The organism is Mesorhizobium sp. M00.F.Ca.ET.216.01.1.1 (genome assembly GCF_004010325.2).
In the GTDB taxonomy this organism is placed as follows: Bacteria; Pseudomonadota; Alphaproteobacteria; order Rhizobiales; family Rhizobiaceae; genus Mesorhizobium.
This window is the reverse complement of record NZ_SADR02000038.1, coordinates 1-13219: the sequence shown is the minus strand read 5'-3', so window position 1 is coordinate 13219 and position 13219 is coordinate 1. Positions and strand designations below refer to the sequence as shown.

16 protein-coding genes are annotated in these 13219 nt (G+C 61.8%); 3 read left to right on the top strand and 13 right to left on the bottom strand.

All coding sequences use genetic code 11. The features are described from left to right. Nucleotides 1-4: 4 nt before the first annotated feature. The 7 genes from EN859_RS32055 to EN859_RS32025 all read right to left on the bottom strand — a co-directional run bounded on the left by EN859_RS32055 (nucleotide 5) and on the right by EN859_RS32025 (nucleotide 5097). Entirely contained in the window at nucleotides 5-811 is an 807-nt protein-coding gene (locus tag EN859_RS32055) for a DUF2189 domain-containing protein (protein ID WP_127856653.1), read from the bottom strand. 31 nt (nucleotides 812-842) lie between these two features. Then, entirely contained in the window at nucleotides 843-1043 is a 201-nt protein-coding gene (locus EN859_RS39810; RefSeq protein ID WP_127856654.1) for a hypothetical protein, read from the bottom strand. Between the two features lie 10 nt (nucleotides 1044-1053). Further along, nucleotides 1054-1935: a cytochrome-c oxidase, cbb3-type subunit III gene (ccoP, locus tag EN859_RS32045; RefSeq protein WP_127856655.1), complete on the bottom strand. Its 882-nt coding sequence runs from the start codon at nucleotides 1933-1935 to the stop codon at nucleotides 1054-1056. Further along, nucleotides 1926-2096, bottom strand: coding sequence for a cbb3-type cytochrome c oxidase subunit 3 (locus tag EN859_RS32040; RefSeq protein WP_127856656.1), 171 nt, complete (start codon nucleotides 2094-2096; stop codon nucleotides 1926-1928). Before EN859_RS32040 ends, ccoP begins: the two co-directional genes overlap by 10 nt. Nucleotides 2097-2117: 21 nt before the next feature. Further along, a complete protein-coding gene (gene ccoO, locus EN859_RS32035; RefSeq protein ID WP_127856669.1) occupies nucleotides 2118-2870 on the bottom strand; it encodes a cytochrome-c oxidase, cbb3-type subunit II in 753 nt (250 codons plus the stop codon). A gap of 24 nt (nucleotides 2871-2894) precedes the next feature. After that, nucleotides 2895-4487, bottom strand: a complete 1593-nt coding sequence (ccoN, locus tag EN859_RS32030) for a cytochrome-c oxidase, cbb3-type subunit I (RefSeq protein WP_245525815.1) — start codon at nucleotides 4485-4487, stop codon at nucleotides 2895-2897. Between the two features lie 322 nt (nucleotides 4488-4809). After that, a complete protein-coding gene (locus EN859_RS32025) occupies nucleotides 4810-5097 on the bottom strand; it encodes a hypothetical protein (RefSeq protein WP_127856658.1) in 288 nt (95 codons plus the stop codon). Nucleotides 5098-5146: 49 nt separating this feature from the next. Between EN859_RS32025 and hemN the strand changes: the two genes are divergently transcribed. Beyond that, nucleotides 5147-6499, top strand: a complete 1353-nt coding sequence (gene hemN, locus EN859_RS32020) for an oxygen-independent coproporphyrinogen III oxidase (RefSeq protein WP_127856659.1) — start codon at nucleotides 5147-5149, stop codon at nucleotides 6497-6499. A 72-nt stretch (nucleotides 6500-6571) separates the two neighbouring features. Here hemN and EN859_RS32015 read toward each other — a convergent pair whose 3' ends face one another. From EN859_RS32015 to EN859_RS31990, 6 genes are all read right to left on the bottom strand, one after another. Then, nucleotides 6572-8473 (bottom strand): nitric oxide reductase activation protein NorD, encoded by a 1902-nt coding sequence (locus EN859_RS32015; RefSeq protein ID WP_127856660.1) that lies wholly within the window; start codon nucleotides 8471-8473, stop codon nucleotides 6572-6574. Between the two features lie 7 nt (nucleotides 8474-8480). Further along, nucleotides 8481-9293: a CbbQ/NirQ/NorQ/GpvN family protein gene (locus EN859_RS32010; RefSeq protein WP_127856661.1), complete on the bottom strand. Its 813-nt coding sequence runs from the start codon at nucleotides 9291-9293 to the stop codon at nucleotides 8481-8483. A gap of 127 nt (nucleotides 9294-9420) precedes the next feature. Continuing rightward, nucleotides 9421-10767 carry a cbb3-type cytochrome c oxidase subunit I gene (locus EN859_RS32005; protein ID WP_127856662.1) on the bottom strand — a complete coding sequence of 449 codons (1347 nt, stop codon included), beginning with the start codon at nucleotides 10765-10767 and terminating at the stop codon, nucleotides 9421-9423. 19 nt (nucleotides 10768-10786) lie between these two features. Further along, nucleotides 10787-11239, bottom strand: coding sequence for a cytochrome c (locus tag EN859_RS32000; RefSeq protein ID WP_127856663.1), 453 nt, complete (start codon nucleotides 11237-11239; stop codon nucleotides 10787-10789). 147 nt (nucleotides 11240-11386) lie between these two features. Continuing rightward, entirely contained in the window at nucleotides 11387-11656 is a 270-nt protein-coding gene (locus EN859_RS31995; RefSeq protein WP_127856664.1) for a cytochrome C oxidase subunit IV family protein, read from the bottom strand. Between the two features lie 5 nt (nucleotides 11657-11661). After that, nucleotides 11662-12210, bottom strand: a complete 549-nt coding sequence (locus EN859_RS31990) for a cytochrome c oxidase subunit 3 (protein ID WP_127856665.1) — start codon at nucleotides 12208-12210, stop codon at nucleotides 11662-11664. A gap of 113 nt (nucleotides 12211-12323) precedes the next feature. Between EN859_RS31990 and EN859_RS38390 the strand changes: the two genes are divergently transcribed. Together EN859_RS38390 and EN859_RS31985 are read left to right on the top strand one after the other, a co-directional pair. Next, nucleotides 12324-12479 (top strand): hypothetical protein, encoded by a 156-nt coding sequence (locus tag EN859_RS38390; RefSeq protein ID WP_189502372.1) that lies wholly within the window; start codon nucleotides 12324-12326, stop codon nucleotides 12477-12479. Between the two features lie 157 nt (nucleotides 12480-12636). Further along, nucleotides 12637-12870 carry a hypothetical protein gene (locus EN859_RS31985; protein ID WP_127856666.1) on the top strand — a complete coding sequence of 78 codons (234 nt, stop codon included), beginning with the start codon at nucleotides 12637-12639 and terminating at the stop codon, nucleotides 12868-12870. Nucleotides 12871-13219 lie beyond the last annotated feature (349 nt).

Genomic DNA, 13219 nt, shown 5'->3' with positions numbered 1-13219 from the left:
ACCTTCACCGTATAGCCCTGTAGGCATGCCAGGTGGCATGGCCAAGCAGCGGGAAGATGACGATCAGTCCGACCAGGGCAGTTGCCACGCTCAGCACGAACAGGGCAAGCACAATGGCTCCCCACACGATCATTGGTCGGAGATTGTTCCACACCATGGCCATGCTGGACGCCATCGCCGTCAGCGCATCGGAGCGCTGGTCGAGCAGCATGGGAATGGAAAAAACGCTGATCGCAAAGCCGAAGGCAGCGAACAGTCCGCCGACGAGCGTTCCGACGGCAAGCATGGCGAGGCCCATCGGCGTCGTGAAAAGCATCCCCACTATATGGTCCAGTCCGGGAAATGGCCGAACACCGAAGAACAGCGCATAGAGCAACACTGCCGCGCGCATCCACAACAGCATCAGCAGGCAAAGGAGAACTCCGGTGAAGAATATCTGGGCGCCGGCACGGGGCTTGACGCGCAGCATCCTGCCCAGCGTCGGCGGCTCGCCGTCTTCGATGGCCCGGCTCTTCTCGTAGAGCCCGACCGCAAAAGCTGGTGCGACGATCATGAAGCCCGCAAGGGCCGGGAATAGAATATAGTCCCATCCAAGAGTGAACATTGTCCAGACGAAAATGATGGAAACGATGAAGACCAAAAGACCATAGGCGAGGCTGAGGCTGGGGGCGACCACCAAGTCGCGCCAGCCTGCTGCGAGCCAGGCGAAGGCCGCGCTCGCCGGCAAGTGACGCTGACGCTCGGGATTGCGAGTCTCCTCAATGCCTGACAATTGGTTCAGCAATCCGTAGGGCTTGTTGGCATCGCTCATTTTCCTACCTCACGATTGCGTCCGTTGCTGTTTAGCAGTCAGAACTTGCCGCCCTGAATCGGCCTGTTCCCGGGTCTGGCGCTTTCAGATGGCTCACGCATTCCGGCTGCGACGCGAATGCCACGTAGATCAAGTGCGCGTTGGCCCCACAAAAAAGCAGCGCTGCGGCCGGGATCAGCAGCCATACCAGCGGCGGAACGCGTGAACGCTTCTGTCCAGATGGTCCCTTCATGTTCATCCCGTCACGGGTTCTCGACGCCGAGCTGATAGACATAGAGCGCAAGAATCTTGATCTCGGCCGGGGTCAAGCGCTCGTCCCATGTAGGCATGTGTCCCTGGCGGCCGCCATGGACAGTCGTGACGATCGTTTCCAGATCGCCGCCGTAGATCCAGTACTGGTCGGTCAGATTTGGCGCTCCCATGTCCATTTTGCCTTTGGCATCTTCGCCATGGCAGGCGGCGCAGGTCGTTAGGAAGACCTGTCGGCCCGCCTCGATCGTGGCTACATTGTCAGGCGTGGAATCCGACGCGTTGCTGAGGGAGTGGACGTAGAACGCCACGTTCCTGACCTGTACAGGATCCAGCATCTGGCCGCGTCCAAAGGAAGGCATCTGCGATACCCGGCTTTCTGGGTTGCTGGAGTTGACGCCTATACGCATCGTCGCCGCGATCGTCTCCGGCCCGCCACCCCAGATCCAGTCGTGGTCCGTCAGGTCGGGATAATTTTTGCCACCCTTGCCGTCGCGGCCGTGGCAGGCCGCGCAGTTGTCGCCGAAAAGCCGGTGGCCTGTTTCTCTGACGACCTCCATGAGCTGGGGATTTGCCAGGATCTGGTCGAAGCTCGATTTTTCGATCGCGTCGACCCACGGCGCTCTGGCCGCGTTCGCTGCAACGAGCTTCTCCTCGACAATCTTGCGCTGGTCGGTGTCGAGCAGACCCTTGGTGTAAGTCGTCCCGAGGGGCCATGTGGGCATCACGAACCACCAGATCACGGCGAAGAGGTGCGTGACGATCAAGAACATAAGCACCCCCCTCGGGATGGGAGTGTCAAGTTCCTTGATGCCGTTCCATTCATGTCCGGTCGTCGTGCGACCGCTTACGGGATCCAGTTCCTCTACCGCCATGGCGTATCATCCCGGTCGAGAATGTCCTTCTTGGCCTCACGAAATCGTTTTTGGTTCGATGGCCAGAACGTGTAGATGCAAACGCCGACAGCGAATGCGATCAGATAGAACAGCCCCCAGCTCTTCGAAAAGGCGACGAGCGTGTCGTGGTTCAGATCCATGATGCGCTCCTCTCTGTTTCGTCAGTTCTGCGGATTGGGTGCCTTTTCAGGCGCCGCGGTTTGCTTGTAGGCCGCATCCGTCAGTCGCCCCAGCACCTGCAGATAGGCAACCAGTGCATCCATCTCGGTCACCTCGGTCGTTACGCCGTCGAAGGCGCTTACCTGGGTCTTGTCGCCGTAGCGCTCGCTCACGCCCGCGGCAAAATCTGTGTCGGGGGTGGCCTGTCCATAAGCGTCTCTCGCCGCGTTGCTGATCATATCGTCGGTGTAGGGCACGCCGACCTCCCGAAGAGCCGCCAGATGCAGCCCCAGGTCTTCGGTGTCGAGCGGCGTACGCGCCAGGAATGCATAAGCCGGCATGTTTGATTCCGGCACGACCTCGCGCGGATTTGAAAGATGGGCCACATGCCAGATATCGGAATATTTGCCGCCGATGCGCGCCAGGTCCGGACCGGTGCGCTTCGATCCCCATAGCATGGGGTGGTCGTATTTCGATTCCACCGCCAGCGAGTACGGCCCGTAGCGGTCGACCTCGTCGCTCAAGGTGCGGATCATCTGGCTGTGGCAGGCATAGCAGCCTTCGCGCACGTAAATGTCGCGGCCAGCCGCCTCCAGCGGCGTGTAGAGACGCATGTCCGGTGCGTCTTCGACCGTCTCGTGAATGGTAAACAGAGGCGAGATTTCGACTATGCCGCCGACGCTGGCCGCGGCGATGATGAGCAACAGGAAGCCGATGGCCGTCCGTTCGATTTTTCGGTGGAACAGTTCCGGCATTTCTGGAAGTTCAGGCATTTCAGATCACTCCGCCGGGCTCGGTGCCGCGCCGGAAGCGGTCCCTCGATCGGGAAGCTCGGTTTGTCTTTCGGTCATGAACGGCGCAGCCGTTGCTGTCATCCACATGTTGTAACAGGCGACGATCGCGCCGAGCAGGAACAGAAGACCGCCGAAGGCACGTGCGATGTAGTAGGGATACATCGCCACCAACGAATCGACGAAGGAATAGGCCAGCGAGCCGTCCGCCGTGTAAGTGCGCCACATCAGGCCCTGGATGATGCCGGAGTTCCACATCGCGAAGACGTAGATCAGCGTGCCCGCCAGCGCGAGCCAGAAGTGAACCTCGACGAGCGCGGCAGAGTACATCTGCTCCCGCTTCCAGAGCGCGGGTACGAGTGTGTAGAGCGAGCCGAAGGTGATCAGGGCCACCCAGCCGAGCGCTCCTGCATGCACATGACCAACGGTCCAGTCGGTATAGTGCGAAAGCGAATTGACCGGACGGATAGCCAGGAAGGAGCCTTCGAAGGTTGAAAGGCCGTAGAAGACGGCTGCCACCATCATGAAGCGCAGCGTCGCGTCGTCGCGGACCTTGTGCCAGGCCCCGTTCAGAGTAAGCAGCGCGTTTCCGGCAGAGGCCCAGGAAGGAACCAGAAGCATGACGGAGAAGGTCATTCCGAGGTTCTGCACCCAGTGCGGCAGGGCCGTGTAGTGGAGGTGGTGAGAACCCGCCCACATGTAGAAGAACGTGATGCCCCAGAAGCTGAGAATCGACAGCCTGTAGGAGAAGATCGGCCGTCCTGCGCGCTTCGGCAGGTAGTAATACAGCATGCCTAGGAAGCCGGCCGTGAGGAAGAAAGCGACGGCGTTGTGGCCGTACCACCATTGGACCATCGCATCCTGCACGCCTGACCAGATCGTAAAGCTCTTGGCGTGTCCAAGCGACACCGGGACGGCAAGGTTGTTGACGATGTGCAGAACCGCGACGACCACGATGAAGGCCATATAGTACCAATTGGCGACGTAGATATGCGGCTCCTTGCGTCGCGCGAGCGTGCGGACAAAGAGCAGAAAATAGGTCACCCAGACGACGACCAGCCACAGGTCGGCGTACCATTCCGGCTCGGCGTACTCCTTCGACTGCGTCACGCCCATGAAGTAACCGCTGACCGCCAGTACGCAAAACAGGTTGTATCCGAAGAGGACGAACCACGGACTGATCTGACCTGCCAGTCGAGCGCGCGAAGTCCGCTGGACGACATGGAAGGAAGTGGCGATCAGCGCGTTGCCGCCGAAGCCGAAGATCACGCCGGTCGTGTGGGTCGGCCGCATCCGTCCGAAGGTCGACCATGCAGCATCGAAGGCAAGATTCGGCCAGGCGAGCTGGGCGGCGACCCACACGCCCATAAACATTCCGAAAACGGCCCAGGCCATCGACAGCACGATGCCGACCTTGATCGGATCGTCATAGTAGCTGGCCTGTCGGTCCACCTGTGGCTCGGGCGCGTAGAAGGCCGACAGCACCAGATAGAGCAGGACGCCGCTGAACAGCATGACGATGACACCGTGCACACCGAATGGATCGGACTTGCCGAGCGCCGCCATCGCCATGCCCATCATCGCGACCAAGAGAAGGATAACTGCCGAGTATTGGCGTTCGCTTGAGGTTAACTGCGTGACCAAGTCGATGCCTCCTCGGACAGAGCGATAATCGATCCAAGCCGCCTGCCCGGCAGGATTGCAGTTCAGGCCCTCATTTTCAAGAAGAGCCGTCGAACTTGGTCGGGTCGCGGCCATATCTCGCACGGTATGTCGAATACCGCCTCGCACATCACGCGTTCGGCCTTGACCAGGCGAAAGAATGAGGCGCGCCCGAAGATGCCTTGTCGATCGATCACGGGACTTCGCCCAGTCGATGAGCGCGCCTGTTCGAACAAAATGATCAGATGACGTGAATGCCGGCGATCGCCAAAAGGGTCAGCAACAGCGAGCCGATACTGGCAACCATCACGATCGCGCCAAAGATGAAGGCGAGTACTGCGGTCGGGTCTGCAAGATAGCTGGTTCTTTCTGCCATGATGGAGAAATAGCGTTGTCGGCTCGAGGAGACAAGCTGCAGTATGGGATGCCAACTGCCGGTGTCGGTGCCCGCCCTTTGCGGTCGGTCCACATTTTTCGCAAACCCGAAAAAATCGGTGCGGATTTGGCATACGTCAAAGAAGCGCGCCATCGTTTGCGGCTAGGAGTGGCGAAGTACTACCCCGAGCAGGAGAACTCCATTGCAGGCTTCAATCCTGGCGAAATACGGCGAGGCGCGCCTGCCCCGCTATACGAGCTACCCTACGGCGCCACGTTTTTCCGCGGCGGTCGGCGCCGGCGCATATGGCGACTGGCTGGGAAATTTGCCGGCCAGCGATCCGGTATCGCTGTACCTGCACATTCCGTTCTGCCGGTCGATGTGCTGGTATTGCGGCTGCCATACAACGACAACCCGGCAGGACCACCCGATCCTCGACTATCTCGGCGTGCTGCGCGAGGAAATCGGCATGGTTGCCGCTCGAGTTTCCGACCGGCTGCCCGTGGGCGAAGTCCATTTCGGCGGCGGCACGCCGACGATCATTTCCCCGGCGGAGTTCCTTGCGCTCATGGCGCTCATGCGGGAGCACTTCGTTTTCTCCGACATGACCGGCATCGCCGTCGAGATCGACCCTCGCGGGCTAACCGCCGAGATGGCCCGTGCGTTGGGTGCCGCCGGTGTCAGCCGCGCCAGCCTCGGCGTCCAGAGCTTCGACCCCGTGGTGCAGAAGGCCATCAACCGCATCCAGAGCGAGAAGCAGACGGCGGAAGCCACCGACCGCCTTCGCGCCGCCGGCATCGGCGGCATCAATTTCGATCTGATCTATGGCCTGCCGCACCAGACGGTGCAGTCTTGTGTCGATACGGCCAATGCGGCGATCGCCATGCTGCCGGAACGTCTTGCCGTGTTCGGTTACGCCCACATCCCGACCTTCAAGAAGCACCAGCGGATGATCGACGAAACCGCCCTGCCCGATGCCGCGGCGCGCAACGAGCAGGCCAGGGCGATCGCCGAGACGCTGGTCGCGGCAGACTACAGGCAGATCGGCCTCGACCACTTCGCGCTGCCCGGAGACGACCTCGTCCGGGCGCAGGAAGCGGGCAGGTTGAGACGCAACTTCCAAGGCTACACCACGGACAATTGCGATACGCTGATAGGCTTCGGCGCTTCGGCAATCGGCCGCATGAAAAACGGCTATGTGCAGAACGAGGTGGCGCCGGGCCTCTACGCCCAGCAAATCGCCGCCGGACGGCTGGCGACGGCCAAGGGTTACCACCTGACCGAAGAGGACAGGGTGCGGGCCGAGATCATCGAGCGGCTGATGTGCGATTTCAGCGCCGATATTCCGGCGATCTGCAAGGCTCACGGCTTTGAGCCGTCGCGACTTCTCGGCGGCAATGGCAAGCTGGCAGAACTCGAGCGCGACGGCGTGCTCGACATTGTCGACGGCATGGTCCGCGTCAGTCAGGACCATCGCTTCGTCGTCAGGGCGGTCGCCGCAGCCTTCGATGCCTATCTCGAGCAGTCGAACCGCACCCACAGCAAGGCGGCGTGATCCGCAGGCCGCACAGATCCAAAAGGTCCGGCACCGTGGCGCCAGACCTTTTGAGCCCCGCGGCCTCCTTCTCTAACTCGCAAGGCTGCGGTAGATGGCGGGAAGCGCGGGCGGCAGCTTTGCAATATTGCCGACAACCGCATAGCCGTTCTGCCCGAACAGCGCCGGCACATAGGACTTGGCCTCCCTGTCCACCGTCACGCCGAAGACCCCGAGACCGTTGCGGCGCGCCTCGATGACCGCGCGGCGGCTGTCTTCGAGCGCGAACCGGCCTTCATAGTGGTCGATGTCGTTGGGCTTTCCGTCGGTCAGCACGAGCAGCAGCTTCTTGCGGTTGGGCTGCTTCGCAAGTTCTGCGGTCGCATGACGTATGGCCGCCCCCATACGCGTGTAGTAGCCCGGCTTCAGGGCTGCGATGCGGGCCTCCACCAGAAAACTCATTGGCTCGTCGAAAGCCTTGACCGTTTCAATGCGCACCCAATCGCGCCGCCGCGACGTGAATGTCAGGATCGAGTGGTTGTCGCCGCAGGCAGCCAGCCCGTTCGCCAGGATCAGGAGCGCCTCCTTCTCGACATCGAGCACCCGGTGATTATCGAACCATGCGTCGGTCGACAGCGAGACGTCGACGAGGATGGTCACGGCGAGGTCGTGCGCCTGCGGCCGGCTCATCAGATGGATGCGGTCGCTGCCCTGTCCGCCGGCGGCCAGGTCGGTGCGGGCGCGCACGACCGCGTCGAGGTCGAGATCGGCCCCGTCGAGCTGGGCGCGCAGCATCTCATGGCGCGGCCTGAGCACCTCGAATTGGCGGCGGACGCGACGGATCATACGCTTTGTCTCGACATCCGGTGCCGCGGCGGGGCCGAGCTCGGCGGCCGGCGCGGCCAGCACACGGCAGTGGTCCGGAAGATAGGCACCCGAGCGGAAGTCCCATTCCGGATAGGTTCGTTCAGCCGTCAGCGGCGTCCGGTCCAGCGCCTCCGGGGGCAGGTCGAGGTCGAAGCGAAAGCGCGAGGCTGGCCTGCCCTTGCGCTCACCCAGCGTCATGTCGTCGAGATCTTCCGCGGCCTTGGTGTCACGGTCGTCGCTGTCGTCGGCGGGACGGTCGACATTGACCATCTCCGCCATGGCGAGGATCTTTTCGAAGCGGTTGAGGATGAAAGGCCTGCGGTCCTCTTTGCCGTCCTCCTGGTTTTCACGAACGGCAAGCTGACGCTCCGTTCCGGCGTCCGCGACGTCGCGACTGCCGGTTACCGGTTCGTCCTCGCCGCGGCGCGGGGCCGTCTCCGGACGCAGCAAGGCGTCGGGCCAGAGCGGAACGGGGAGCATCGGCAGGTAGCCCGCCGGGGCGCGATGCGGAAAGATGACCGGCAGCGCATCGTCGGGTTCCTGGGCGCCCTTCCTGAGAAGGCTCGTGATCCGGCCCTCGACCTGCGCCTCGACCGAAGGAAGAGCGCCGCGCCGCCGCGCCGCCAGCATTTCGGCCGCAAGCCTCCGGTAGCGCCGTTGCAGTCCTGGAAAGCTCGCAAGCACGCGGGCGACCGTTTCGCCGGCGCGCGTTAGAGCGGCGAGATCACGCTGCAGCGGGTCGAGCACTGCGATCGGATGCAGCGGCATCACCGCCATATAGGCGGCCAGCCAGACATACATGTCGCGGTTGAGCTCCCTGTCGGGGAAGAGGTCGATCGAACCCGGCAGCATCAGCGACGAGCCGTCGCGCGCCGGCTGGGAGAGCTTTTCCTCGCCGAGCCCGATCCGCTGCCACCAGCCGAGCCGATGGCCAGAGGTCTTGCCGCGCATCGCGGCGATCTGAACCGCGCCCTCGCCGCCGAAGCCGCGGAAACAGATCGCAAGCACCGGCTGCACGTCCGCCAGCCGTACCGCATGGTCGGGGTGGCGAGGCCAGGTGTGCACATGGCCGATCAGACGGTGCCAGGCCCGACCGACCGTCTCCTCGAGCTCAAGGAAATCAAGCATGGTCGCTTCAGCGGATCAGGGAATCGGCGAGCTCGACCAGCGCCGTTTTCACGTCGGGCTCGTCTGTCAGCGGCTCGATCAGTGTGGCGAGCACGGCGTCACGCATCGGCACGCCGGCGTCGACGAGGCTTGCGCAATAGACGAGCAGGCGGGTCGATGCGCCCTCCTCGAGGTCATGGCCCTTGAGGGCGCGGATGCGCCGCGCCAGTTCGACCAGCGGCGCTGCCCGCCCCTCGGCCAGTCCGCTTTCGGCGGAAACGACGGCGATCTCCTCGGCCTTGGGCAGGAAGTCGAATTCGATGGCGATGAAGCGCTGGCGCGTACTCGGCTTCAGGCTCTTCAGCAGATTCTGGTAGCCGGGATTGTAGGACACGACGAGCATGAAGCTGGCCGGCGCGACCAGTTGCTCGCCGGTGCGCTCGAGGGGCAGGATTCGGCGATCGTCGGTGAGCGGATGCAACACCACGGCGACGTCCTTGCGCGCCTCGACGATCTCGTCGAGATAGCAGATGCCGCCCTGGCGCACGGCACGGGTGAGCGGTCCGTCGACCCAGACCGTGTCGCCGCCCATCAACAGATAGCGCCCGGTGAGATCGGCCGCCGCAAGGTCGTCATGGCAGGATACGGTCGAAAGCGGCAGGCCGAGCTTCGCGGCCATGTAGCTGACGAAACGGGTCTTGCCGCAGCCCGTCGGACCCTTGAGGAGCAGCGGCAGCCGACGCGCCCAGGCGTGTTCGAACAGGCTGCATTCGTTGCCCGACGGGCTGTAGTAGGCCGCCTTGTCCGGAACAGGGCGGATATTCGGCAAAGCGATGGTCATGGGGGAACTCCATAAAGGTCGGGCATCAGGGCATTTTGCAGCCAAGCGGAATCGCTTGGCGTGGCAGAAATGCTGCTAAAACAAACAGCGCATGGCCCCGGATTGTCCGGGGCCATGCATCTTGTGGTTACTCGGCGGGCTGCAGGACGCGCGCTTGCTTCTCGCTGCGCTCGCGTCCTGGCACCAGCACGGCCCAGGCGAACATCAGCGCGGAGATGACCACGAAGACGCCGGAGCCGAGGCGGACCCAGTAGAAGAGAGCCAGCTGATCCTGCACGTCCATGTAGCTCTCGCCCATGACGCGCTGAAGATGCACCTGGATGATGCCCGCGAATGTCAGCGCGAAGGTCATGACCGACATGGCCGAGACCATGACCCAGAAGCTGACGATCGAGAGCCACTGGTTGTAAGGCGCGCGACCGCGGATCTCGGGAATGGCATAGGCCATCATGGCGAGATTGAGCATCACATAGGCGCCGAAGAAGGCGAGATGTCCGTGCGCGGCCGTCACCTGCGTGCCGTGGGTGTAGTAGTTCACCCAAGACAGCGTGTGCAGGAAACCCCAGACGCCGGCACCAAAGAACGCCATGACGGAGCAGCCGATGGACCACAGGAGCGCCGCCTTGTTGGGATGATTGCGTCCCGCCTTCCAGGTCATGCGGAAGGTGAAGACCACCATCGAGAAGAAGGGCGCGACCTCGAGCGTCGAGAACAGTGAGCCGATCCACTGCCAATAGCCGGGCGCGCCGATCCAGTAATAGTGGTGGCCGGTGCCGAGGATGCCCGAGAACAGCGCCAGGCCGACGATGACGTAGAGCCACTTCTCGACCACTTCGCGGTCGACGCCGTTGAGCTTTATCATCAGGAACGCCAGTATCGACGCCAGGATCAGCTCCCACACGCCTTCGACCCAGAGATGGATGACGTACCACCAGTACATCTTGTCGAGCGCGAGGTTGGAAGGGTTATAGAAGGAGAACAGGAAGAAGATCGCCAGCGCCCAGAGACCGAACAGCAGGATGTTGGTGATCGTGGTCTTGCGGCCCTTGAGCGCCGTCATGGTGATGTTGAACAGGAACATCAGCACGACCACGACGATGCCCACCTTGATGGCGAAGGGCTGTTCGAGAAACTCGCGGCCCTCGTGGATCCTGAACAGGTAGCCGACGACGGTTATCCCCGCCGCGATGAAGAACATCCAGAACTGGACGATGGCCAGCTTGGGGCTGAACAGTTCGGTCTCGGTCTCCTCGGGCAGCAGATAATAGGTTGCGCCCATGAAGCCCATCAGCAGCCACACCACCAGAGCGTTCGTATGGATCATCCTGATGATGTTGAATGGCAGAAGCACGGACAGCGTGTTGGGCATGACATAGATCGTGCCGGCCAGCACGCCGAAGGCGACCTGCGCGAGGAACAGGACGAGCGCACCGTAGAAATAGGTCATCGCGACCTTTTGTGTTTGGTATTTCATGTCTCTCTCCTAGGGCACCTCAGCCAGCCTGATTCGGCGGCCAGTTCTGCGTCTTGATGCGGCTCGTCCACTCGAGGAAGTCGGCGAGGTCGTTCAGCTCGGGATCGGTCAGGTTGAACTGCGGCATCTGGCGACGCCCCTCGATCCCCGACGGCTGGGCGGCCATCCAGGCCTTGAACGTTTCGCGGGCGCCTGCGGGATCGGTTTCGCCGCCGAAGCGCTTCCACACATTGCCGAGCTCAGGCGCGAAATAGGCCCCCTCGCCCAGGATCGTGTGACAATTGATGCAGGAGTTCTTTTCCCAAACGTGTTTGCCACGTGCGACCGAGTCGGTCAGCGTCGACTCGTCGGTCGAGGTCGTACGCATGTAGAAATGACTATGGGCCGTGAGCCCTACGAAGATTGCGAAGAAGAAGATCGCGCCGCCATAAAAGACGTTTCGAGCTCCCGTTTTTGTGAGGCGTTCTGCCATCACCCGATCCTTTCCAAATCAGTGTCCCACAAGCGGAATGGTCCAAACGATTCATCCCGGCGCAGCGGTCGATCTTCGGATGCCGTGCCGGATCGACCTTCTAAGAGTTTGAGAGAAGCGTTCTTTGCGATTTGGCAAACAAACGGCTCAGCCGGCGGCCGCGGCGAGGATGGTCTTCGCAGCCGCCGCAACGGCAAGGATGGCGCACCAGCCGATAAGGGCGCGGCGCATCGTCATGTCTTGCCGCAGGCCCATGAAATGCAGGACCACGAAGCGGGCCTTGAACATGGCGAAACACAGGACGAGCCCCAGCCCCGCAGCCTTGCCAGCGAAGCGCACCGCCAGGATGCTTGCGCTGGTGAGTGCAAGAAGCATGAGCCAGGAACGCAGAAGCTGCTTGGGGGTGCTGTCGACCATGCCGGTCACGCCAGGTAGACGAGCGGGAACATGACGATCCAGATCAGATCGAACACGTGCCAGAGCGTGGTGATGAGAACCACGTTCGACCGCTCCACCCGCCAGCTGACCAGGAGCAACACGAACGCACCGAAGAATACGTGCAGCAGATGGAATCCGGTGAGGAGGAAGTACAGCTCGAAGAACGCGCCATAGCCCTCATTGCTGGCGTGGCCGATTTCGCCGCTATATTCGAACAGCTTGACGGCGACGAACAGGAAGCCGAGCAGGGCCGCGAGGATGAGGGCACTCCGCGACCTATTTCGTGTCGCGCCCGGCCGCGCTGCGCGCGCAGCCTGCCAGCCGCTGGTGAGGAGAACCGCCGTGTTCAACGCGGCAATCGATGGATCGAGATGCGCCCGCGCTGCGGCGAACTTGTCCGCCTGCACGACGCCGGCGACCGTGAAGGCCACAAGCATGATGCCGAATGCAGCAAGCTCGCTCCACACCAATATCCAGAGCAGAAAATCACCGGCATCAGGAGCTTCTTCGTCCTGCGCAGTCGAAACTATCATGTCCATGCCGCCTCTTAAGCATGCGCTCGCGCAGCTTCTTTGCGCTTGCGCAACGTAGCGCGCATGAAAATCCGGAGGATCGCGGTGAATGCCGTCAGCCCATGGAGTCAGTAATGAGCAGCGCTCAGATTGGCCTTTCCGTCACCACGCCGATCATCGTCGGCTTCGCATTGCTGCTCTATCGCGTCGGCGTCCTCCAGGGCACGGGGGCAGTATCCGCGATCGTCGCCTCAATCGCGATCGCGGCGGTGCTCTTCTTCAACCAGTAGAAACTGTTTCCAGGCAACCCGCGATGGCTGAGCCTTGAGCGACCCGGTACGTAGGTGATATTTCGTACCTGACAGATGGGTCGGTCTTGTTCAGAGCTGGGATAAGCTGCTCAATGGACGGCCTGAATATTTCGTTTTCAACGGCCACGTTGGGGCCTTGACCGATCACTACCCCATGCGCGCGAAAGTGGGCGAGACCGTGCGGCTTTTCTTCGGCGTGGGCGGGCCTAATTTCCCTTCATCCTTCCATGTGATCGGAGCAGTATTCGACCGCGCACATCAGTTCGGCTCCGTAACAAGCCCGCCGATCGAGAACCTGCAAAGCATCTTGGTGCCGCCGGGTCTGCCAATATCGTGGAATTCGTTCTCCATGTTCCAGGACGGCTGGTGATGATCGATCACGCGCTGTCACGAGCGGAACGTGTCTGGCCGGCTACCTTATCGTTGAAGGGGACGAAAACCTCCAAGTTTTCAATGCCCCACCGAATGACAACGCTTCGAGTCACTGATAGCTGAACCTGACGGCGAGCAAGTTCTGACCGGAGATGCCTTTGTCCCGGAAATCACCCGTTCGACCGCAGAATCGGGCGCCCTAGGCTTTAGCCTGAATATATCAAAGTGAGGGGTGCATCGGCCCCGAGAATCTGAGAAACTGCTTTTGCAACAAAGAGTTATCAGATCCAAGGACGGGGTCCGATGCAAACACACTGTATCTCTGACCAGCTCGAATTTGAAGGCTT

What these genes read in the sequence shown, in the direction of transcription:
- EN859_RS32055 (WP_127856653.1), bottom strand. Translation starts at nt 811, where the DNA reads ATGAGCGATGCCAACAAGCCCTACGGATTGCTGAACCAATTGTCAGGC.
- EN859_RS39810 (WP_127856654.1), bottom strand. Translation starts at nt 1,043, where the DNA reads ATGAAGGGACCATCTGGACAGAAGCGTTCACGCGTTCCGCCGCTGGTA.
- ccoP (WP_127856655.1), bottom strand. Translation starts at nt 1,935, where the DNA reads ATGGCGGTAGAGGAACTGGATCCCGTAAGCGGTCGCACGACGACCGGA.
- EN859_RS32040 (WP_127856656.1), bottom strand. Translation starts at nt 2,096, where the DNA reads ATGGATCTGAACCACGACACGCTCGTCGCCTTTTCGAAGAGCTGGGGG.
- ccoO (WP_127856669.1), bottom strand. Translation starts at nt 2,870, where the DNA reads ATGCCGGAACTGTTCCACCGAAAAATCGAACGGACGGCCATCGGCTTC.
- ccoN (WP_245525815.1), bottom strand. Translation starts at nt 4,487, where the DNA reads ATGATGGGCATGGCGATGGCGGCGCTCGGCAAGTCCGATCCATTCGGT.
- EN859_RS32025 (WP_127856658.1), bottom strand. Translation starts at nt 5,097, where the DNA reads ATGGCGCGCTTCTTTGACGTATGCCAAATCCGCACCGATTTTTTCGGG.
- EN859_RS32015 (WP_127856660.1), bottom strand. Translation starts at nt 8,473, where the DNA reads ATGCTTGATTTCCTTGAGCTCGAGGAGACGGTCGGTCGGGCCTGGCAC.
- EN859_RS32010 (WP_127856661.1), bottom strand. Translation starts at nt 9,293, where the DNA reads ATGACCATCGCTTTGCCGAATATCCGCCCTGTTCCGGACAAGGCGGCC.
- EN859_RS32005 (WP_127856662.1), bottom strand. Translation starts at nt 10,767, where the DNA reads ATGAAATACCAAACACAAAAGGTCGCGATGACCTATTTCTACGGTGCG.
- EN859_RS32000 (WP_127856663.1), bottom strand. Translation starts at nt 11,239, where the DNA reads ATGGCAGAACGCCTCACAAAAACGGGAGCTCGAAACGTCTTTTATGGC.
- EN859_RS31995 (WP_127856664.1), bottom strand. Translation starts at nt 11,656, where the DNA reads ATGGTCGACAGCACCCCCAAGCAGCTTCTGCGTTCCTGGCTCATGCTT.
- EN859_RS31990 (WP_127856665.1), bottom strand. Translation starts at nt 12,210, where the DNA reads ATGATAGTTTCGACTGCGCAGGACGAAGAAGCTCCTGATGCCGGTGAT.
- EN859_RS38390 (WP_189502372.1), top strand. Translation starts at nt 12,324, where the DNA reads ATGAGCAGCGCTCAGATTGGCCTTTCCGTCACCACGCCGATCATCGTC.